A 20,881-nucleotide genomic window follows, 5' to 3' on the forward strand; every position below is an offset into this window, starting at 1 on the left:
ACCACACGGTTGTGAAGTACTTACTCACAATTGATGACGACGATAATGCAGGCAAAAGAACCCTTAAAGTCCGCGACATCCGCCCAATTAGTTTACGTACAAAATAACTGTCCGTAAGGCGCCACATAAAACGCTTCTTCAAGGGTATTATCATTATCATTAAGTACTTATGTTCGCATTATTAGAGAATGATGCCACCTTCTTAAAAATAAGTGCTTTAGAGTTCTGATATAGTGTGGCGCCTAAAAACTTAAAGTATATTTGCGGGAAGTAGTGCTAATTCCATGTATTATTTTATAGCTCCTTTCGTATTGGTGTCCAAAATTAAAGCATAAAATGACAACGAAATAATAAGCATTTCAGCAAACTTTTGGCGGTCTCTATTTTAATAAGGTGCCTCTTACAAATTACCGCATTGGCACCTGTTTAAATCAATAACTTACTAATAATTAGTTTTTATCTAATTAACTCTGTGACTTTGAGGTAGTCAACAACATCTGTTCTGCTAACATCACAATCACAAGAAGCACTCATTTCAACCACACCTTTAACACCTGGAACTTTAAAGATTCCATAAGCACTATAACCACCTTCAGAGTCAACAAGTAATGCTTTTATACCATTTTGATTATAATCATATACCCTCATTGGCTGGTTTTTGTAGGCAGATTTGGCAAATGCTTGTAAAGATAAATTTTTAGGGTTAGGTAAAAGATCAATGTTAAATGAATAAAGCCCATGAGGCGCCTGACATCTAACTGCTTCATATGAGCCTGGGTCAAGAATGCTTATAGAACCATCTTTACGAGGAAATGTTTTATAGTTGGAAGGAATTTTAACTTTAATACCAAATTTGGGAAATCTTACTGTTTTACTCGTTTTACTAGGTTTAACCGCTTTCAGACAAAGATTTTACACAATTAAAAACCCAAACGATGGGCGCCAAGAAATATTCTCCAAGTGGCTAGCCAAGGATGAGGCGAATAACAACGCTCATTAGTCCATTTGAATTGATATACGTAGAATCACTTAGCACCAAAATTAATAACCGTACTTAGTGATTGGGCGCCCACTCTCCTTTATGATGCCTACCCTATAAAACAATTTCTGCTTTCGTCAAATTTGACGGAAGCAGAGTCTCAGGATTTAGATATCAAAAAAATTGATGTTAGAACTACTTATTATTACCTTTACCGTAAAGAATCATGTAACTAATATTTTTACTCTTGACTATTAAATAAGTTTTAAATGCATTATTTATAGTACCTCATGTCTGGCAAGAAAATTACCATACACTTTACGGTAAATCTATTGCTTCATATTCATGCGTTCTAGTAAAATATCAGCTAATTCAGGATTTCGGTTTGCAACGTCAACGATTTCCCGAAGGCAGTTTGCGTAAGATAAAGCTTTCTCGTAATGTGAAGGCATTTTCTCGAAATCAATACCTTCTCCCCATTTACTGTTAACTGTTTCGGTTTGTACGCCCAATATACGAGAAAGCAGGCGCACGCATTCAGCACGATACCCCCTAGACGTTTCCTTCTCCTCATCCGCGTCGAACCAAAGACGACAGAACTCTCTTGGCTTCACTTGTTTTACAATTTGCTCTAAATTTTCTCTGCAAATAAAATTCATAAATATCTCATTGCATTACCATAATAAATATGGTAAATTCAAGAGACAAAATATGCTTCACTTATATTAGGGATACAAGACAACGAATTTGGCGATAATCGACAAAATTTGTAGGCTGGTATATCCACAAAAAAAATACCTGCCCAGTTAGTAATACTCAGTAGCAGTTGAGCATATTGACTCGAATGCTAGTAAGCCCCTATCTAGACAGCTAATTTAATCCAATAAACATGATAGAGGAAATAGAGAGTATTATCAACCACGGGTAGCGCTGGCAACTATAAAAAAGGATGCACCCAACCATGACTAATCCAATTAAAGAATTCAAAAACGGTGCCGCAAACTCTTACTGCTACTCAGTTAGAGATTTAAGTATGTGTAACACAGGCGCCGCTCCTGCTGCTAATTGCTTCAAAGCATCCAAGTCTGATATCACAAGAGGAAGCAATATTATTTATGTTCATCCAGAAAGTTTGGTTGTACATTCCAAACTCATACAAATTTACGGTGAGGATGAAACTAGACCTGATTTAGAGCAAGACATCGCCAATCGAGCAGTTATTTTAACTCCCTTAGTTGTTTCATCACGAAGCAATGTGTTGCTTTCTGGTAAGTGCCGACGTGCGATTGCAATCAAACTAGGCTGGGAGAGTGTACCAATCCAGTATGTTGATTGTGCATCCGAACAAGAGGAAGAAGCTTGGGTATTATCGCTCAATCTTAACCGCGATGGTAAAACCAACTATCAAAAAATGGTTGAAGCACAACATTGGGAAAGTCACCTTAAACCTTTGGCTAAGAAAAACCAAGCAGCAGGCGCCGAGTATGTAAGAAAATTCCTGCTTTCGTCAAATTTGACGGAAGCAGAATCTCAGGATTTAGATATCAAAAAAATTGATGTTAGAAACACTGTTGCTTCTAAAATGAAGTTGAGTGGTGGGTCTTACTCTCACTCAAAGCAAGTCTACAAGCAGATTCTGGCTTTACAAGAGGAAAATAAACTCGTAGCAGGCGCCGCACTAGAGAAGGAACTTAACCGCAGTATTGACGCAGCGTACAAATTTATTCGCAATCCCAACTACTCAGAAGCTGTCGAAATCCTCGAATCAGAAAATGTGGGTAGTGTAGGAGAAGCTATTGCCTGGGCAAATAGTGGAGAGCGCAATCCTTTCCGTACATACAAAGTGTGGGACGTGTACATGTTTACAGAAGAAGCGCGCGTAAAAGATTGCAGCCTGCATGGTCGCATAATCGACATAACTAACGAGTTCGTAGTATTTGGTTTTAGAAATATGAGTACCTGGCGCCTTAAAGTAGTTCATCTACGACCACGAGATATACGTGCGGAACTGGTTCCTGACTCAGAAACACAAAGGCGCCAACGAATCTTTTTATTGTTGGAACAGTATTCAAATATTGAGCCGATTGTGGCGGCGCTTGAAAGTTTACTAAAGGTTCCTAATTTGAATTATGAGGAAGCTGTGTTTGTAGATACTATAGAGATTCATTACGCGCTTGTACTCAAAGAAGGCAAAAAATCATTGCTTACATTACTTTAAGAATAATTAGGTCTTAACGGGCGCCATCATTAAACCTTAACAAGTATTGGCGCCTAAAAATCTTTGTAAGCAATAAATATTACAATCAGTCTGTAAACCTTCAATCTTCTTAGGAGTATTAATCATGGGAAAAGTTATTGATTTTGCGTCGGGCGGCAAACGTAATCATTCCAATAAATACAAGTTGTGGGATGTTTACAAATTTACCGAAGATGCTATACCGTCCGATTGCGAGTCACACGGTCGTGTAATAGGCATTACTGAAGAATACGTAGCGTTTGGATTTAGAAAAATCAGTAACAGGCGCCTCAAGATAGTACATCTACATCCAAAAGATATACAAGCGAAAAAGGTTATAGATTTGTATACACAAATTCGTCAAAGAATTTTTTTATTATTGGAACATCCAGACTGTATTCAATCGATTGAAGCTGGACTCGAAAGTATCCTTAAACTTCCTAATGTAACTTGCGAGGAAGTTGCGTTTGTAGATAATACAGAATTCTTTTACAAAGAGTATCTTCCACGATTTGAACGTTCTCAATTTACAGTACTTGAATAAGCGTTTATAACATCTCTGATTGGCGCCGAGCAACTTGATAGTAAACTTATGGGTGCCGTTCCTGCCGGTTGTCACTTTTTGTGACAACTTAGGTAGCACAGCAACCAAATTACTCGGAGGAATATAATGCCAGACTGGAATGCAATCGAAAAATCATTTTTACGCCTCAGTCGTCAAAAGCAACTAGACGAGCTTGCGTCAGGATTGTCGCGCTTCAAAGGATGGTTACTCAGAGGAAGCGCAAACCGTGAGGTAGCTTCGGTTATTCTCGACGAAAGTATACTGTATATTTCATTACTACAGAAAGGAAGTTATGTTGCAGAATTTAGTGAACTTCATTCATTATTACTTTCTTGGCGCCATAACTGGTCAACTATCACTCTTCAAGAAGCTGAATTAATAAAAATTGCAGAAGTTAGTGCAACTTGGAGCGAAAAATTATTAGACATGTCCGGTTTGCTCGAACTTGTCAAATAAAACAGATAAGAAGCGTCTATATTTTCATTCTTTCAAATGTTAAAGTATCTTAGTATTTGAGAATTGGCGCCTATATTATTTCTAGAAACTATATAAGGTGCCTGAAATTTTTTTAAGTTTTAATATTTTTATGACAATCGGTCGCAGAAAATAGTAAATGTAGAAACCGTCAAATCAAAAAATATGAAGTTATACTACATTCCTACCACTAGAGCGGTACGCCCCCGCTGGCTTTTAGAAGAAATGGGGATTGCATATAAACTAGTACAAGTCAATATGAAGATGACTCAAGAACCAGAGTATGAAAACCTACATCCACATCGAAAAGTTCCTGTTTTAGTTGATGGGGAAGTAACAATTTTTGAATCAACTGCTATTTGTACTTACCTAGCTGATAAATACTCAAACTTTGGACTGGCGCCTGCAATTGACTCTTCAGAACGTGCTTACTACTACCAATGGTTATTTTACGCATCCGTTACGCTTGAGGCGCCAGTCGAGCATTTTATGTTTGGCGTACTACCCAATCTCCCAGAAAAAATACTTCCCAGTAAAGTACGCGAAGCAATTTCTACTCAAGAAGCTCTCCAATGGTTTAACAAAGTCGCCGAACCTTTAAAGAACGCACTGGGTAATAGTGATTACTTAGTAGGTAATAAATTTAGTACTGCTGATATTATTACTGGTGGTGTTTTGATGTGGGCAAAAAGATTAGGGATGCTCAATTTGGACGACCCTTTGAGCAATTACTTGGATAACTTGATGCGGCGCCCTGCTTTCATGCGCGCTGATGAAGACTTTTATGCCAAGGTTCCTTCTACTTCACAATAAAAGCTTGATATAGATAGGCCTGTTACTTATGATTTTTAGGAGTATGAAGTACATCAGTTCGATATTGTTTTAGGCGCCGTGTAAATAAGTGGGTTTAAAAGTGTAGGGTGCCTAATCCGAACATAGTAAGAATGATGGTAGTTCTACAAAATTATATTCATCCGAACCACAGTAACCGTTTATTTGACTGTGCCATTCGAGAGAAATGCTAGTGTTATCCACATTAACATCTCCTGTACAATTTACCGTTCCGGGAGTAGACTGAGATGCAAATTTGATAATTTTAGCTTCTTCATCGATTGTATAATAACCAGTACCCATATCTTCAAAAACATGTTCTTTCTTAAACAAAGTTGCTACTTTCTCAGGAGTACTTATTGAACTTAATGTAATAACTGTGTAATCGGGATAAAATCTGATATAACTATAATATCTACAATGGTCACATTGATAAACACCATCAAAACAAACTAAATAATATTTTTCACTAATTTTCTCTAATATATCTTTTATAAACGGCGCCTCTTTAAACTGTAGAAGTTCATAAGCACGAATTCTCACTAATTTTTCAGAATCATCCAAAGCTTGTATAACAAGATTTAATCCTTCAACTTCATACTTGAGCGCTTCATTTAAAGCTGCTACTCGATGTTCAACAGTTTGAGATAATAATCGGTGTTTAACTCCCTCTATTCCACCTAAAACGGCGCCGAACATATTAACATCTTTATTTCCTATAACCGCATCGTACTCACCACGTTTATTTACACTATCTGACATATTATAATAAAAGACAAATATTTATATATTACCAGAAGCTTAGGCGCCTGTAGTTGTGAGTCACATGGTTTGATAGGCGCCTGAAAGTTACAAAAATGGGTGTAACTCAAAAAAATCAGAAATAGCTCTTTGGTAGCGTCTTATAAATAGGAAACAAGAAAACAGGCGCCTGTTATTTTCTCCTCTAACCCCCCTTAATCTATTAGGGACATAAGTACTAAATGTTGTAAATTTATGGTTCTTTCGTACATAGCGTGCTAAATTTTAATTAAAATCGATAACTATCCTTTATTTTCAAAGCTTACAGGCACTTATAGCTGAAATTTTATTAATTTCATCTTTATAAAGGTGATAATGGCTGTAAGATAAGTATAGCAATCGTTTTAAGCTATTTTATCAACAGATTTAGCACGCGCTTTGTACGGAAGAGCCAACATTCATGTCCTTATACCGGGAAATTTTTCCAATGCGTATTCTGAAGAGAACTCATAACCAGTAGATGTTTTGCGTAGAGCGGTGCCATAACTATATATAAGTATAAGGCAATAATGGGCGCCTGTATCAAGTACCCAGATATTTAACGCTCTTTTATTACTCTCGCTAGATAAAATTTATAACCCCTGTTTTTGCGTACTTGCTTAAAAATCAGAATTTTTGACCTCGATATGGAAACAAGGTATAGTTAGACAGCTTAGATTTGGGCTTGGGAAAGTATTTCGGTTGTTGTTGAGGAGCTTTAAATGAAGTTGCTGAATGTACACTTGAGCAAACAAAGTATTTTTCTAGGATTATTAGGGATTCTTCCCCAAGCATTGTTAATGCCAGCAATTCAAGCACAGTCTATAGTTGAACAAAGATTATGTGAATATGATGGACATTTATCTAGGTACAGGGAGTCAGACCAGAAATGCACCGATTAGAATAATTGATGCAAATACATTTGAGTATGAAGGTATTGTTCTTCATAGAATTAAAGATTAGTAACCTATGCTCTAAGTAATCTCTGTTTGCATCAAGGTTTTATTATTTCCGGTGCCCGTGCATGTAAAGCGCAATTGTTAAAACGCGCTTATATTCTAATAAGCCACTTTTCAAGAGCTAAATTAACCAACGATTCTAGAGAATTAGAAACATTATTATAGCCTCGATAAGATATTCCTACAGGTGTGAATGACTTAGAAGAGCCGTTGTGATACATATATTTTGGTCGCTTTTCTTGTGGCATGGCATCCCATTCATGCTGTAGTTTCATTCTTCCCATACCTTTTGGTACATGGCCAACATCAGTAACAGCAGCACCATCCATCCATAACCTCAGCCTACCAATTACTTGTTTACGTCGTGATGTTGGTGTCGGCAACCACAAGAAGGTAATTGGTTTACTCTTAGTCTTGTAATAATAAATTTCAGCTATTGCTTTACTTTTACCCTTGTATCTAATTGTATTTTTACTTTCTACTTCTTCGCTGATACGCGCGTCAAAACCCAAAATCCTCTCACGCATCTTGAGTATTGCGATTTGTTCATCTTTACTACAGGCGCCTAACCAATCGAGCAACAACTGCGGTGGCGCCGGAACATTACTACATGTACTGTTAATATCAAGCTCTTCATAAGGAATTTGGATTTCAGTAACAACGTTAGTATCAACGTCTGTAAGCTGCAAGTAAAAGTCTTGATATTTCTGAACTACAGCGACTTGTAAAAAATCTATATCTAGCTTGCAGTGCTTACGGTCAATAAAGTTGTGTCGATGAAAAGTCGGCGCCAGGGCTATCAACTTGACTGGTAGGTTGTAATCTATCTGCTGTGCAAACGGTTTAGTGTCAAGTAAATTATCGTAGTAGCGGGTTAATTGCTGGACAACATATCTATCTTCGGTGTTTTTCAGTTCTAATATTGACAATTGTTTGTTATTTACAGCGAGAATATCACAAAACTCTCCTTTTGCTGGATGTTGGCGCGCAATTGGTTTAAGTTGAAACAATTGTTCTAAGTTGTTCCAAACATATTCTTCCAATGCGTATTCTGATGAGAACTCATAACCAGTAGATGTTTTGCGTAGAGCGGCGCCTGAAAGCATACACACATGAATATAAAACTATATATTAGTATATGCGATGCTGAACAGGCGCCTATAAAATACCTCTAAGTCAAAAAAATCAGAAATAACCCTTTGATAACGTCTTTAAAGTAGAGGATTAGAGATAGGCACCTTCTTGTATATCCAGTGTTTCTCAGGATTGCTGGCGTATCTTGATACCAAAATTATTTTTGCTTTCTCAAAAAATGCATAAATAGATAGCGTTGGCACCCATAAATTAATAAGGAGGCTTATCTTTAGAAGTTGAGAAAGCACATGCGAATGAAATTAAATTCTTTTAAAACGCTTCTACTATTGCAGGTCACGGTTATTATTTGGCTACTCGTGATTGATAAGCCAAGTTTTGGGCAGTTCCAGGAAAACTCTCAGGAAATGCACTCAGTAGTAGTTTCCCAAACCGAACCGCTAGCACGCCAACAGCAGCAGATCGATAGACTACTGACTATGATGCGGCAGCGATTATTAATCCAGAATGATGTTGCCCGTTGGAAATGGAATCAGAACAGCACTATTGAAGCACCTGAACGCGAACAGGGGTTACTAGCAGAGCTTCGGAAGCAGTCAGCAGCTTACAGGCTTTCACCCGATGCGGTCGCAGTCTTTTTTCAATGGCAGATATTTGCTGGAAAGCTGCTCCAAGTGGAAAATTTTCAAACCTGGCAAAAGAAAGGAATTCAATTTTTTGAGAATGTACCCGACTTGAGTCAAACATTGAGACCATCACTAGATCAGTTGAATTCAAAAATTCTCTCAGCACTGGCATCACTGTCTCCAGCCCTCAGTTGTTCAACTGTACAGCAGTTGATTCAGTCACGCGCTCAAATTGTTCTCCGTGGAAAAGGGATCGATGACACAGTGCGCCGTGTTGCTATTGCACCCTTGATAGAACTCAAAGGTGGCTCATGTGCAACATTTAAACTAAACAAATCAAATATTTCTTAGGTGCCTGTTTTTTACTGCAACCTTTATTACAAGCGCTTTCGCACGGTTATATCCTGGTAAGCCATCTCTCAAGAGCGCGCGTTAACTAACGATTCTAAAAAACAATACCCTTATTATCCTCTTGCAAAAATTTACTATAAATACTAGCATGACATGGTGAATATTTTTGATGATAATAATTACCAGGTTTTTTATCAGGCGCCATAGTATAAACTTACCTAAAAAATATTTTTACTTATTTCCGTAACTACCTTTACCTTACATGTAGACATTGGTGTAAGCAACTACATTAAACCATTACAATTATGCCTACTACATTTGCTACTCTGAAACTTGGTTCAACTGGCGCCGCTGTTCGTGATTTACAACAAGATTTAACAATTCTCAAGTATTATACAGGCGCCGTTGATGGTGTGTTCGGTGCCAAGACAAAGGGTGCTGTAATTAAGTTTCAACAAAAAAATGCAGTAAGTGCTGATGGCATTGTTGGTTATGAAACTGAAGCTGCAATTGAACGTCAAGTATGGATAGCAAAGCGACCAGTACTAAAACAAGGTTCAACAGGTCAGGAAGTTAGAAATATTCAAGGTTTACTATACAATGCTGACACCGATTACGGTCTTACTACAATTGATGGTGTGTTTGGTGCCAATACTCAAGCCGCTGTAATCAAATTCCAACAAGCTAACAACTTAACTGCTGATGGTGTTATTGGCGTCGCTACTTGGTTGCAAATATCTTATTTAATTTCTTCTGATGCGTCACCTGAGCAAATCGTTCTAAATGGTATTTTTACAAACGCTTAATACTATTCTTAGCGCCATTATTTAAAACCTAACTTCATATTTCCATACCAATAGGGGAATGTAGATAATACATCTTCTTTTTTATTTGACAGACACCATTAACTTCTATATAAATAAATAATAATAATAGCTTTTCCGTAATAACAAAAGCGCACGCTGTAGAAATTATTAACACTCTTATAGAATTATTAAGGACATCGAGTTATGAATATTAAAGCAATTGCCCTAGCTTCTCTTATTGGTTTATCTGCACCTGTAATTACAGATATTGCCTTAACTTCTCAAAGCGCAATGGCTATGCCAACTGATTTTGTTCGCCCAAAAGGGGTTTTTGTTGATACAAACCACGAATGGACTGTAAAGCTAAATATAGACGAAAATGGTGCTTATACCTATAAAGCTGAAAACAAAAAAAACGGCAGTCATTTAACTTTAAAAAACCCTGATGCGCCTGGAAGTAACGAACGAGGTCATCAACGTTACACTTACACATTCAAAAACAATAACTTTAAATATATCGTTGCCTATCAACCAGCAGAAAAAGAACTTATCCGTCTCACAGTTGTTAATCCACAAGGAAATGTAATATTAAATAGACTGATGACAAAAGTAGGAAACGTTGGGGTGTTTGGCGCTTAATAATCTTATTGAAATATTTACAACTTCGTATATGGCTTTTGATATGTTACCTGAGCAAATCGTTCTAAATGGTGTTTTTACAAACGTTTAATGCTATTATAAATGACACCATTATTTAAAACCTAACTTCATATTTCCACACCAACAGGGGAATGTAGATAATACATCCTCTTTTTTATTTAATAGGCGCCGCTAACTTCCATCGGAATAAACAAATAATAATAATCTTTCCGCTCCGGGTGGAAACGTGCGAATTCATTACGTTAAATATATGCAATTCAATTCTAAGCGCGCGGCTGATAAACGACCGGGTGGCAAATAGAAAACATTGAACTGGGCATCAAGGTTTATAGTAATTAAATTATAATGTTGGCGACTGTCTACAATTGTGAACAATTTAATATGTACGCTTAGTATACGCCGGACTCACATACAAATTTAGTAATATATACGGTGTAATATTCAAATAAATAGTAAAAAATATTACAAAACTAGGCTACTGAAACCGCTATATAATAAAAGTATAATTATTGGGCGCCTTCGGGTTTGTGGTTTGCAGATACAGGCACCACTCACTTGTTAGAGAAAAACATGAAGTTTTGTAAACATATTATCTGTAAAGCATAAATCTGTTAGGTGCCTGAAGTAGTAAGAGTATAACCCCGATATAATGCAGTGGTACTAGGTGGAATTGAAGGCGCCTATTCTCAGTTAAACAGTACTTAGTTGAGAAAGTATATGAAAAAGGCGCGCTAGGTTTCTGAGAAGTGTCGTAGTTCTGATGAAACCCTACCTTCATTAACTTTTCAAGCTTTTTGTTCTGTACTAAGATTAACGAAACATAAGTAAAATCATGTTTAACTATGACAATCTCAATCTAGAAGCTCGCAGATTGATCGCCTCGTCTGACGATACGCCTGCTGAGGTGCTTCAGCAATTAAGTGTAGATTCCGACCCTGGAGTCCGCTATGCAGTAGCGAATAACCCGAATACTCCTGTAAAAATTCTGGAAAAGCTAGGAGAAGAGTTTCCCGAAGCAATTACAGCTAACCCCATTTTTGATATGCTGCTGCTCGAAAACCCTGATAGTAAGTTCTTGCGGTTGTCACTAGCTCGAAGTTCAACTACATCTGAAGAGATATTAGCCAGGTTACTATCAGAAATAGAATCAGCCCTAGACTTGGCCGATGCTAGACTAAATCAAGAAAATATAGATAATTATTATAATTCTGTATGCGGGGATGTGTGTTGTTATGGTCATATTGATTACCGGGAAGAACCCGTTTATGAAAAGATGCTTTTGGCAGTACTTGGCAATATTAATGCCCCTATTGATGCTATAAAAAAACTTAAACCGAACTCACTTTTCAGACTTGCAAACAATCGCAGTACATCCTCACTAATTTTAGAAAAATTGGCAGATAGTCAAGATGTTCGTGTTCGTCAAGCAGTCGCAAAAAACTCTAATTATTCCTACAGACTTTAGAAAAATTAGCAGGCGATGACAATAAATCTGACGCTACCGCGCGCACAAGTCGGTTAACGTCAGTCGCAAGTTGAGAAAGCACAGGCTTGGGTGTACTGGGATTTTGAGCAATAGCATATCTTTCTATCCAACATAACGAATTAGCATGTTGTTCCAAAAACTCTGCTGGCGCCAGTGGATGAAGTAGAAAAATAAAACGTGGTGATGTTGGTTCATCAAGGTATTGGTGCAATTAGTGCATTTGTTTCTGATTTAACGAGCGAGTTCCAACAAGAAGCGGTGTTTTAAGTATTTAGGTATTTGGATATCAATGTTGTTTAATAATTAACGAAGTGTGGCGCCTGTTTTAAGCATTGTTTCTAAATAATAAGCAGGTGCCGCTTGATTGCTCAAGCTTGAAAAAGGGAAATAATGCTTAAATTTAATCAAAATGCATAAGTAAAGAGGCGCCGGAAATATAAGAATAAAGTCATTGTTGCTCCTGCGTCATTTTATGCGTATCCACAAGTTTGGTCATGTGTTACTCACGTTGCTCATCGTCACAGCTTCTACTCCTTTACTGGTAAGTTTGGACGCATCGCTGGGTAAAATAAAGGTGTTGGCACAGGGAGTGGATGCGAGAAAAGCAGAAGCTGATAGCTTAGAGAAGCTTGCTAATCAGCAGTATCAAACTAGTCAATTTGAAGCCGCATTGCAGTCTTTCCAACAAGCACTGTCTATTTACCGGGAAATCAGAGACCCCCAAGGAGAAAGTAAATCACTGATAGGTATCGGCGCAGCCTACGATAGTTTGAGAGACTTCCCCAAAGCTATTAATTATCTTCAACAAAGTTTGACAATCGCAATTCGTATTAAAGAGCGTAAACTGGAGGGTCGTGTACTAGCAAATCTTGGACTTGCCTACTATAGGTAAGGGAAGAAAAACAAGTGGCTTATAGCGCATTCTCGCAGGGCTAATATTACCCAGCAGCTCTATATTTTTACAGTTTTTACCGTGGATCGGCACACATAGAAAAATGTAGTAGTAAAGTATTTGAGGCAAGTTACTATTCTAAATTTTATATTTTTTGAGATAGTAAGCTGGATTTGGCAATAGAGAGCAACTTGTGATTAAAGTTATCTATCCAAAGTATGATTTTTATAGTAAGTAGCTTGGTATAAACTATTTTCAGTAATCAACAAATACTTAGAAACATATGACTAACGCAAAGGTTAACGGAAACACTGAACTAAAAGCAAACTTATTTGAGGAATTAACTGACGAAGAATTAACAACTGTGGTTGGTGGAGCAGAAGTAAATTTTGATTTAAACAGTTATCTGTTTGTAATTGGTGCTGGTGCAGTATTTAACGGTGGTGTATCCGCTAATCAGATTAATCCAGCATTTAAGACAGCATTAAATTTTGAACAAAGCAATTAACCTAGGTCGCTGTAGCTTGTGCCCACTGCCAAAATTTTCATAAAATTGAAGAGGGTTAGAAATAGTGGTTATTAATTTGTTGAAAATCTCTAAATATTTATAATCTTCTTCATGATTTTCCTATTGAGCGGCGTTACCTTCTTCTGTGTTGCCGCCCAATACTGCATCAGTTGCCCCAGGTTCGGCGCCTTGGTTAGTAGAAGCACTTAATTAGTTCTTCTGTTCATTAAAAATGTATAGAACAATTACTGATCCAATTTAAATTTTATTTTGACAAAATTGAAACAGGTCGCGCTAGATTCTAACTATTTTCAATAAATATCAAAAAGATGAAATACCTAAATTTCATCTTTTTTATCTTGGGCGGCGCCTACCCGTGTTGATAAACACAAAAAGAATTCACAAAAGCGATAAATACCTGTTACTACAGGAAGAATAAAATCTTCAAAACAAAATCTAGAATTTAGTATTAGGTCAAAGCGTGATTGATTTGAATACGCTCTAAATAAAACACAGGTACAAAATATATCTGTGTTTTTTTCTGTTGAATATAAATTTAATTAACTAAATTATTTCTAATCTTCTATGTTGGTGGCGCCTAACTCCGAATAATAATCATTTTTTAACTTCAATAAAATAATAAACATCTACAGAAAGTATAAACGCCATCACCTAAACTTTTTTATTACTGTTAATTTGTACGAGCGCACCTGTTTGATAGCGGCGCTCGCTGGGTAGGTCAGAGGGGCGAAATGCCCCTCCTAAAACAGAACTCAGGAAGCAACATCTCGAACGAGAAGTGGTTGGCATACACGAATTAAACCAAGTGGCGCCACCTGGGTTATCACGCTGTTCCACAGATGCCTAGAAGGTATGTATGTCCATACGAATGATTTTTCGCGTAACAGTGGCGCTTACTATTTAAATTTAGAGACTACGCTGGGAAATATACTGATGATTGAAGTATAATTTTACTTAAAATAATCTTTTTAGAAATACGAATGAAAATACTTCCTTACGATAGCTTTACGGTTTTGACCCCTGATGTGTTAGCTGTGGTCATACAAAGGTTGAATGCAAACATTGAAGAAAGAAAAATGTTTAGGTTTTCAAGGAAACATGCACCTTATGAAGGAACAATTTCTGAAACAGGCTTTCAAATCAGTCGTATAATTCACTACCGTAACTCTTTTATACCAGTAATTAAAGGACGGTTTGAAGTACAATTATCACAAACAGTTGTTTATATACAAATGGCGCCACATCCTTTTGTTATTGCATTCTTAGGATTCTGGTTTTTATTCTTTTGTAGTACTTTTGCATTTGTAATGTTGGCAGGTGCCATATCTAGTAACATGATTGCGCTATTCTTAGGAATGCCTATAGTCATATTGATTATTTTCTGGGCAGCTTTTTGGAAAGAAGCAAACCAAAGTCGTAGCGAATTGACTAAAATCATTCAGGGGCAAATGTAGTTAAGCTTCACTCGCGCCGATGATTATAGATTATATATTGCTGCCTTTTAAATACTCTACATATTATCGATAAATACGTCATAATATTTATTAAGAAATCAAGTACCATTACAACAACTATGCTTATATATCTAAGTTATTCCGAGCGCTTGCTACAACATTATTTTTCTTACTTGTATAAGATGCAAGCACGCTTAATGATACGCCAATAATTCCTAAAATGGGCTGAGGGGGTGACGAAAACCTCTGAACCTGAGACACAGCAATAGTTATAAGCGCGCGTGCCATAAAAAGATAAACCCCATTTTTATACTTTATTGATTCTATAATCAATAAGCTTTGTACAAAAGTCTTATTTTTCGTTGGGCTTTGTTCTAAGTTTACTTTTATCTTTCAAGCGGTCACTCATCTATAACCTTTACGCCATAAGGCTTTTAAGCTAGTTCGTCACCCCCCCAGGGAAGTGCTTTTGATTTTGTAATCTCTGTTTTAGAATATTTTCATACAGCAAAAACTTGGGATGTGTTTACATCTCTAATGAATGATTGTGGTTTAATATTTCCTTTTGAGAAGGTTGCTATAGTTTGCGACCGTCCGACAAAAATATCCTTTAATAACCAATCACAACTTCATGCAGAGGATGCACCCGCTATTCAATTTTCAGATGGATATAGCATTTATGCCTATAATGGTGTAATTTTACCAGAAAACTACGGGGCGCCTAGTGAGTGGAAAGCGTCTTGGCTTTTATCGGAGACAAATTCAGAAATACGAGGAGCATTAATTCGAGGAATTGGTTATGAGCGTATATGTCACGAGTTAGAAGCTATTGAATTAGATTCTTGGCTTGAGTATACATTACTTAAAATTAATCAACGTATTGATGTTGAACCTGTACATTTATTAAAAATGATTTGCCCTAGTACAAAAAATATTCATATGTTGCGAGTGCCTCCTAGTCTAGTGTCGGCAAGGGATGCTATATACTGGATAAATTGGGGAGTTGACCCAGAAGACTTTATGTTACAAAGTTAAGTAGCTTTGAATTTCATAGGATAAGTGGAGAGCAGCAATGAAATTTTTATATATTGATAGGCGCCACTTCTTCCAAAAAGGTTAGTTTCGTTCTAGTTGTGGGTATCCTAAGTGTACAGCAGGCGCTATATATATCTCTAGGTAACGTATGATTCGTTTATTTAATAAAAATATTTTAGTTATATTACTAGCTATATACATTGTTGTTGGTTTCAGCCTGAACCAGCCTATTAATGCCCAAATAACTTATCCAGTTTCTGAACAATCTTCAAAATATTCCCTTAGAACTCAAATTTCTCCAGCAGAGATTGCCAAGTTTGAAAAAATATTCCAGTTTGGTCAAGTTCGAGCCAAAAAAAGCAATCGCGCTCCGGAACCGACTCCAACCATTAGCAAACGCAAACGACCCGGTTGCTTGTTACTGGTTGGGAAAAACTTACGATTGGTATGAATTTGGCGCCGGAAAAGAAAGTGAGCGTCCCTTAGCTCTAAAATGGTATAGCAAAGCTGCTGAACTCAATTATATTCCTGCTATCTACTTTTTATACCAAACTTATTTTTATGGATTCATAGGTTTGGAAAAAAATGATTCGGAAGCTTTTAGATGGTTGCTTAAAGCTAAAGAAATTGCTGATGGAAAGGAAAAATCTTATATATTAAGAGAGTTTGCTCGTTTGAGTGACCCAGCACAGGATGATATGAAATTGCGCTCTATTCCAAAAAATCTCACCGCACATCTAGAATATCTCCGTCAAGCATATACTTTAAATCCACGCGAACTTGCCGATTATTACGGTAACTCGCTATACGAAGCTAAACGCTATACAGAAGCTTTAACTGTTCTTAGTCACAGTGATAATCCTTATACTTGGAGAAAACTCGGTCAGATGTACGAACAAGGTTTGGGTATATCCGAAGCAAATATTGTACAAGCATTGTTTTGGTATAAAAAAATGGCTACTGATGGAAAGAAGTATGAAAACGATATCAATCCGATTAGTATGTATGGAAGACTTGAAATTTATCGTTTGCTTTGCCTGAAAAAGATTACTCAACAGCAAGCTGCTCCAATTTATACCCCTAAAAGTTATCAAGAAGAATTTGAACGATGGAGCGATGCTAAATGTAATTTTAATCCAGGTTAGCTACTACAAAAGAATTCAATGCGTTACTATAGGTGCCTTCAATTGTAATTAGCACCCCAGAATCAATAAAAGTCTGAATATTAGTCAAAGTTTTCTTCAAGCTCACGTAGTTTTGCAGCTAGACGTTCAGCACGAGTACGTTAGTTAAGAAATTTTTTAACCTAAGTTCGGTTTTCACTACTTTTTATTCCATAAAACCGAATTAAATATAAAATGCTTGCAACGGATACAACGGATGTAACGGATGAGTTATCGGTTTCAAACTTTACGCGCGTTATTCAAGATGAACCATCCCTTCGGGTTCGCCAATGAAAGCGGGACGGAAGCCGACACCGCCAAGTGGTCTCACCGTTACATCCTAGAGTCATCCGTTGCCAATATTCCTACCTATTAAAACAAATCGAGTAATGCTTGTTTCAATTGTGCAGCGCTTTTGAAGTGAATTTCTGGTTTTTCGATGAGGGCTAAATCAATTACCTCTGCAAGTTTAGATGGTATACTTGCATCGCGTTGGCAAATGGGTACAGGGTCGTTTTGCAAAACAGCTAAAAATGGGTCGCTTCCTTTAAAGTCGCGCGGTAAATCTCCCGTGAGCATATAATATAAACAGGCAGCAGCAGCCCAAACATCGACCTCTGGTTTTGCATGTTTGAAATCTAACACCTGTTGGCGACACATAAATACGGGAGTACCAGCTTTGGTTCCAGTTGCTGTTTGACCGCTTAATCCAGCTAAATCAAAAGCCTTTGCTAAACCGTAGTCTCCGATTTTGGCTGTAATTTTACCATCAACGTGACTGAGGAAAATATTACTTGGCTTTAAATCGCGGTGGACTAAACCTCTACCTTGACCAAATCCACCATCAGCTAATTTAACATTAGGAATTTCGACTTGATGTACATATTCTAAACCGCTTAATACTTGAATAATTATTGGTACTGCTATATTTACAGCTAATTTTCTTCCTTGTTGCTGAATCAAATCATGAACAGTACCACCGGAGCAATATTCCATTGTAAAGAAGAAAATACCTTCACAAAATCCATAGTCGAGTAATTTGACGACGTTGGGATGTCGCAATATTTTAGTATTTTCTGTCTCCCGCAAAAACATTTGTACCGCCCAATCGTTTGGTGCAATCGCGCTTAGAAGATTATCCATGTTTACAAGGACTGTTAGTATAGTTTTAGCAGTAAATTATAAATATATATATGAAGCGCGCAAAACCCTATGAAGTAAGGCAAGGTAATGATGGCATGTTTGTAGCGTTGGGTTCAGAACCAATAGATTCTCAACCAGTATCGTTACGCATGACACAATCAATGTATGAAAGCGTAGAATCTGCTGCTGGCTCTAAAAAACAGATGGCAGAGTGGATAAGACAAGCGATAGTAGAAAAATTGAATGCAAGACAAGCATAATTTATGATTAAATTTATTGAGAGGTGATAAAGTATGGCGACAGAATACGGTTTCGTTGCTAAGAATGTCATTCCTTATGAGGAAGGAATCATTTTACCGAAAATTTAAACAGTGATGGTTTAAGCGTTGCTTTGGCTTAAAACAAGTACGCACTCACCTTTGTTTATTCGACACTTCAATAGTAGACGTTACCGAAGATTGTTCAGACCCAGTAGAAACAATCATGAAAGTACAGCTAGGTGGTGGTACAGATATTGGTAAAGCACTTGCTTACGCTGCTACTTTAGTTGATAATCCCCGCAATACAATTATTATATTAATCACAGATTTCTTTGAAGGGGCGCCACTATATCAATTATTAACCACCACTAAAAACTTAATCGAAAGTGGTGTAACATTGCTAGGACTCGCTGCTTTAGATGAACAAGCTAATCCCAATTATGACCGTAATATAGCGCAACAAATGGTCAACCTTGGCGCCAGTGTTGGGGCAATGACTCCAGGTGAATTAGCTGAATGGGTAGCGCAAAAGGTACGTTAACTAGCTTAGAGATATAAATAAAATGATAGATAAACTTACTCTAGAGCAAGAAGCATTAATCCCCGCATACCAAGAAAAATGGAATAAAATTGCACTATCAAAAGCTTTTTTCGACACAAACAAAACTGATGATAAATTAGCTTTACCTACTGCTAATTTGTACTTTTATCGTGAGCAAATTAAACACACTCTTACAGGTTCACAACATGCGGTAACATCGACTATTCAAGTTTTACATTAACTAGGATATTCTGATAAAAATGACTGGAGTCCACTTTTTCCAAGTGAAAATCCAGGTGAAGTAATCAGCGTACTAATACGGACTATTAGCGTTAGATAAAACACTACTTATTGATGCAAATGGCGCCATCTTATTAAAACTGGCGCCATATATGGGAACATACTTTCTTTACAGTGGTGGTTGTTCACAGTTTACGTTTTGACTAAATGCACGCCATGTAGAGACCCAATATATTGGGTCTCTACATTCATTATGCGTTCTGAAGCTTGTAAGTTGTCATTATATTTATATCCATACGCTTTCTGAAAGTAACGCCTGCCAAATCGAATAAAATAGAGTATTATTATATACCAATCAACTTTAACGCTCAATTTGTATAGTACTTTTGAATTGCATGAATAATTATTACTTTAGAATCTTTTCCATAGCTTCAATTATCACAATAGTTATATTCTTAACTAGCAAAACGTTACTGAGTAGTAATAATAAAGCGAACGAAAACCAATCTAATTCAACCGAAACAATAAAAACAGAAAAGCCACAACAAACACAATTACAGTTATCTCAACAAAAACAGTGGCGTCAACAATTATCTGTACTACAGCAAAATTTAAAAAAATACCAGCAAGATGGTAATATTACTCAAGAAGTATCAACATTAAGTCAAATAGGTGTTATTCATAACGAGCTAAATGAATATTCACAAGCATTGGAATATTTACAATTAGCCCAAACAAAGCTCAATGCATCAAATTTGGCGCCAAGGGAAAAATATTTTATGGAATCCGAACTACTTGTTGGTTTAGGAACTATTCATGCTGACCAAGGAAATTATCCTCAAGTTTTAGAAATTACAAGAAAAATATCTCAATCTAGCTCTTTAACTATAGGTGATTTGGGTAGCAGTGCAAAACCTACACCAGACAAAAAGCAACCACCAGAAGTAGACATAAGAAAAGATGCTTATACACTTTATAGCATCGCAACCACACAACAAAAACGTGGTAAAGTTCGTGAAGCATTACGCACTGCTGAAGAAGTATTAAAAATGCTCAGAACAGTAAATGAGAAAAACGGTGAACAAGAAGTTACTAATTTTATTAATACTTTGCGTCAGCAATTACAGTAACCATCATATACTTTCGATTGTAGCTTCGAGTGAGCATTCAAGTTCAGCAGATTTTTTTAAGAGTGCAGCTTTTACATAATCAGGCAAACAGTTGACGAGCTGATTGATTGCTTCTGGAGAAAGATGTTGGGTGGCAAGGGTTTGAGTCATAGTTCTCTGGGGATTTTAACGTTGTAAGGCGGGTTGCTAGCTCGGAGAATGAGGGTCTCTAATTCATATAATAACCCCGGTTTTTGCCACTGGTTGAGAGTTACGAAGGCAATCCGCACATCTTCTGGGTCGTAGAGATCAAGCCAGCCCCAGAGAAAGGCTTTATGTCCTCCGCGTAGCCTGTCTTAACTATTTAGTAATCACGCAAACAATTCCTGATTGGTGCCCCTATATCTTCTACTCATGACTTATTCGCTATTTTGTACTTACGCTAACTATATGAGTAGCGTGTGCTAAAAGCAGATATTGACATTGCTATGTTTCAAAAAGGCGCCAATGTTAGAAAAGCAGGCATTAATGGGTATTCTAATATTAGAATTCAACGATTACCTCACTTTGAAGCGTGCAAGCGCATAAAAATGAGGTAATAAATTGTCAAAACATTCCCCTAACTCCCCCTAACTCCCCGTGAACTCAGGAAGAAAAGAACGTTTTAGTC

Annotated in this window: 26 protein-coding genes and 1 pseudogene; 19 read left to right on the forward strand and 8 right to left on the reverse strand. The window is 37.0% G+C overall.

Going from position 1 to position 20,881, the window contains the following annotated elements; all coding sequences use genetic code 11:
- Positions 1–456: 456 nt before the first annotated feature.
- Positions 457–648 (reverse strand): hypothetical protein, encoded by a 192-nt coding sequence (locus AC2JBO_RS24545; RefSeq protein ID WP_496956251.1) that lies wholly within the window; start codon positions 646–648, stop codon positions 457–459.
- Positions 649–823: 175 nt separating this feature from the next.
- Between AC2JBO_RS24545 and AC2JBO_RS24550 the strand changes: the two genes are divergently transcribed.
- A complete protein-coding gene (locus tag AC2JBO_RS24550; protein ID WP_496956252.1) occupies positions 824–1,000 on the forward strand; it encodes a hypothetical protein in 177 nt (58 codons plus the stop codon).
- Positions 1,001–1,308: 308 nt separating this feature from the next.
- On the opposite strand, the gene AC2JBO_RS24555 is transcribed toward AC2JBO_RS24550, so the two are convergent.
- Complete coding sequence (locus AC2JBO_RS24555; protein WP_496956253.1) at positions 1,309–1,638, reverse strand: hypothetical protein; 330 nt, start codon at positions 1,636–1,638, stop codon at positions 1,309–1,311.
- Between the two features lie 302 nt (positions 1,639–1,940).
- Here AC2JBO_RS24555 and AC2JBO_RS24560 point away from each other — a divergent pair, with 302 nt between their 5' ends.
- The 4 genes from AC2JBO_RS24560 (at position 1,941) to AC2JBO_RS24575 (ending at position 5,067) form a co-directional block, all read left to right on the forward strand.
- Positions 1,941–3,197, forward strand: a complete 1,257-nt coding sequence (locus AC2JBO_RS24560; RefSeq protein WP_496956254.1) for a ParB N-terminal domain-containing protein — start codon at positions 1,941–1,943, stop codon at positions 3,195–3,197.
- A gap of 124 nt (positions 3,198–3,321) precedes the next feature.
- Complete coding sequence (locus AC2JBO_RS24565; RefSeq protein WP_496956255.1) at positions 3,322–3,759, forward strand: hypothetical protein; 438 nt, start codon at positions 3,322–3,324, stop codon at positions 3,757–3,759.
- Between the two features lie 126 nt (positions 3,760–3,885).
- The gene (locus tag AC2JBO_RS24570) at positions 3,886–4,236 is read left to right on the forward strand and encodes a hypothetical protein (protein WP_496956256.1); all 351 of its coding nucleotides are present in this window, start codon (positions 3,886–3,888) and stop codon (positions 4,234–4,236) included.
- 183 nt (positions 4,237–4,419) lie between these two features.
- Positions 4,420–5,067 carry a glutathione S-transferase family protein gene (locus tag AC2JBO_RS24575; protein ID WP_496956257.1) on the forward strand — a complete coding sequence of 216 codons (648 nt, stop codon included), beginning with the start codon at positions 4,420–4,422 and terminating at the stop codon, positions 5,065–5,067.
- A gap of 111 nt (positions 5,068–5,178) precedes the next feature.
- Here AC2JBO_RS24575 and AC2JBO_RS24580 read toward each other — a convergent pair whose 3' ends face one another.
- A complete protein-coding gene (locus AC2JBO_RS24580) occupies positions 5,179–5,847 on the reverse strand; it encodes a hypothetical protein (protein WP_496956258.1) in 669 nt (222 codons plus the stop codon).
- A gap of 740 nt (positions 5,848–6,587) precedes the next feature.
- On the opposite strand from AC2JBO_RS24580, the gene AC2JBO_RS24585 reads away from it, so the two are divergent.
- Positions 6,588–6,767 (forward strand): hypothetical protein, encoded by a 180-nt coding sequence (locus tag AC2JBO_RS24585; RefSeq protein ID WP_496956259.1) that lies wholly within the window; start codon positions 6,588–6,590, stop codon positions 6,765–6,767.
- A gap of 149 nt (positions 6,768–6,916) precedes the next feature.
- On the opposite strand, the gene AC2JBO_RS24590 is transcribed toward AC2JBO_RS24585, so the two are convergent.
- Positions 6,917–7,930: a recombinase RecB gene (locus AC2JBO_RS24590; protein WP_496956284.1), complete on the reverse strand. Its 1,014-nt coding sequence runs from the start codon at positions 7,928–7,930 to the stop codon at positions 6,917–6,919.
- 282 nt (positions 7,931–8,212) lie between these two features.
- Between AC2JBO_RS24590 and aroQ the strand changes: the two genes are divergently transcribed.
- The 4 genes from aroQ (at position 8,213) to AC2JBO_RS24610 (ending at position 11,824) form a co-directional block, all read left to right on the forward strand.
- Positions 8,213–8,893, forward strand: a complete 681-nt coding sequence (gene aroQ, locus AC2JBO_RS24595; RefSeq protein ID WP_496956260.1) for a gamma subclass chorismate mutase AroQ — start codon at positions 8,213–8,215, stop codon at positions 8,891–8,893.
- A gap of 305 nt (positions 8,894–9,198) precedes the next feature.
- Positions 9,199–9,699 carry a peptidoglycan-binding domain-containing protein gene (locus AC2JBO_RS24600; protein ID WP_496956261.1) on the forward strand — a complete coding sequence of 167 codons (501 nt, stop codon included), beginning with the start codon at positions 9,199–9,201 and terminating at the stop codon, positions 9,697–9,699.
- A 204-nt stretch (positions 9,700–9,903) separates the two neighbouring features.
- Positions 9,904–10,338 carry a hypothetical protein gene (locus AC2JBO_RS24605; RefSeq protein ID WP_496956262.1) on the forward strand — a complete coding sequence of 145 codons (435 nt, stop codon included), beginning with the start codon at positions 9,904–9,906 and terminating at the stop codon, positions 10,336–10,338.
- Positions 10,339–11,191: 853 nt separating this feature from the next.
- On the forward strand, positions 11,192–11,824 hold the full coding sequence (locus AC2JBO_RS24610; protein ID WP_496956263.1) for a hypothetical protein: 633 nt from the start codon (positions 11,192–11,194) through the stop codon (positions 11,822–11,824).
- Here AC2JBO_RS24610 and AC2JBO_RS24615 read toward each other — a convergent pair.
- On the reverse strand, positions 11,802–12,056 hold the full coding sequence (locus AC2JBO_RS24615; RefSeq protein WP_496956264.1) for a hypothetical protein: 255 nt from the start codon (positions 12,054–12,056) through the stop codon (positions 11,802–11,804). The genes AC2JBO_RS24610 and AC2JBO_RS24615 overlap by 23 nt on opposite strands.
- Before the next feature lie 261 nt (positions 12,057–12,317).
- Between AC2JBO_RS24615 and AC2JBO_RS24620 the strand changes: the two genes are divergently transcribed.
- Both AC2JBO_RS24620 and AC2JBO_RS24625 read left to right on the forward strand, forming a co-directional pair.
- Positions 12,318–12,737, forward strand: coding sequence for a tetratricopeptide repeat protein (locus AC2JBO_RS24620; protein WP_496956265.1), 420 nt, complete (start codon positions 12,318–12,320; stop codon positions 12,735–12,737).
- 283 nt (positions 12,738–13,020) lie between these two features.
- On the forward strand, positions 13,021–13,245 hold the full coding sequence (locus tag AC2JBO_RS24625; protein WP_496956266.1) for a bacteriocin: 225 nt from the start codon (positions 13,021–13,023) through the stop codon (positions 13,243–13,245).
- 672 nt (positions 13,246–13,917) lie between these two features.
- Here the strand turns inward: AC2JBO_RS24625 and AC2JBO_RS24630 are convergent.
- The gene (locus AC2JBO_RS24630) at positions 13,918–14,103 is read right to left on the reverse strand and encodes a hypothetical protein (protein ID WP_496956267.1); all 186 of its coding nucleotides are present in this window, start codon (positions 14,101–14,103) and stop codon (positions 13,918–13,920) included.
- A 143-nt stretch (positions 14,104–14,246) separates the two neighbouring features.
- Between AC2JBO_RS24630 and AC2JBO_RS24635 the strand changes: the two genes are divergently transcribed.
- From AC2JBO_RS24635 to AC2JBO_RS24645, 3 genes are all read left to right on the forward strand, one after another.
- Positions 14,247–14,720, forward strand: coding sequence for a hypothetical protein (locus AC2JBO_RS24635; protein WP_496956268.1), 474 nt, complete (start codon positions 14,247–14,249; stop codon positions 14,718–14,720).
- 522 nt (positions 14,721–15,242) lie between these two features.
- Positions 15,243–15,755 carry a DUF6745 domain-containing protein gene (locus AC2JBO_RS24640; protein WP_496956269.1) on the forward strand — a complete coding sequence of 171 codons (513 nt, stop codon included), beginning with the start codon at positions 15,243–15,245 and terminating at the stop codon, positions 15,753–15,755.
- A 317-nt stretch (positions 15,756–16,072) separates the two neighbouring features.
- Positions 16,073–16,900: a tetratricopeptide repeat protein gene (locus AC2JBO_RS24645; RefSeq protein ID WP_496956270.1), complete on the forward strand. Its 828-nt coding sequence runs from the start codon at positions 16,073–16,075 to the stop codon at positions 16,898–16,900.
- Between the two features lie 390 nt (positions 16,901–17,290).
- Here the strand turns inward: AC2JBO_RS24645 and AC2JBO_RS24650 are convergent, their stop codons facing one another.
- On the reverse strand, positions 17,291–18,061 hold the full coding sequence (locus AC2JBO_RS24650; RefSeq protein ID WP_496956271.1) for a serine/threonine-protein kinase: 771 nt from the start codon (positions 18,059–18,061) through the stop codon (positions 17,291–17,293).
- A 50-nt stretch (positions 18,062–18,111) separates the two neighbouring features.
- Here AC2JBO_RS24650 and AC2JBO_RS24655 point away from each other — a divergent pair, with 50 nt between their 5' ends.
- The 4 genes and pseudogenes from AC2JBO_RS24655 (at position 18,112) to AC2JBO_RS24670 (ending at position 20,232) form a co-directional block, all read left to right on the forward strand.
- Positions 18,112–18,321, forward strand: coding sequence for a hypothetical protein (locus tag AC2JBO_RS24655; protein WP_496956272.1), 210 nt, complete (start codon positions 18,112–18,114; stop codon positions 18,319–18,321).
- Positions 18,322–18,472: 151 nt separating this feature from the next.
- Positions 18,473–18,862, forward strand: a pseudogene (locus AC2JBO_RS24660) (VWA domain-containing protein); the annotation flags it as partial.
- A gap of 22 nt (positions 18,863–18,884) precedes the next feature.
- Entirely contained in the window at positions 18,885–19,103 is a 219-nt protein-coding gene (locus AC2JBO_RS24665) for a hypothetical protein (protein ID WP_496956273.1), read from the forward strand.
- 394 nt (positions 19,104–19,497) lie between these two features.
- Entirely contained in the window at positions 19,498–20,232 is a 735-nt protein-coding gene (locus tag AC2JBO_RS24670) for a tetratricopeptide repeat protein (protein WP_496956274.1), read from the forward strand.
- 3 nt (positions 20,233–20,235) lie between these two features.
- Here the strand turns inward: AC2JBO_RS24670 and AC2JBO_RS24675 are convergent, their stop codons facing one another.
- Entirely contained in the window at positions 20,236–20,382 is a 147-nt protein-coding gene (locus AC2JBO_RS24675) for a hypothetical protein (protein ID WP_496956275.1), read from the reverse strand.
- Positions 20,383–20,881 lie beyond the last annotated feature (499 nt).

It is taken from the genome of Calothrix sp. CBUCES-K 9914 (genome assembly GCF_059640475.1).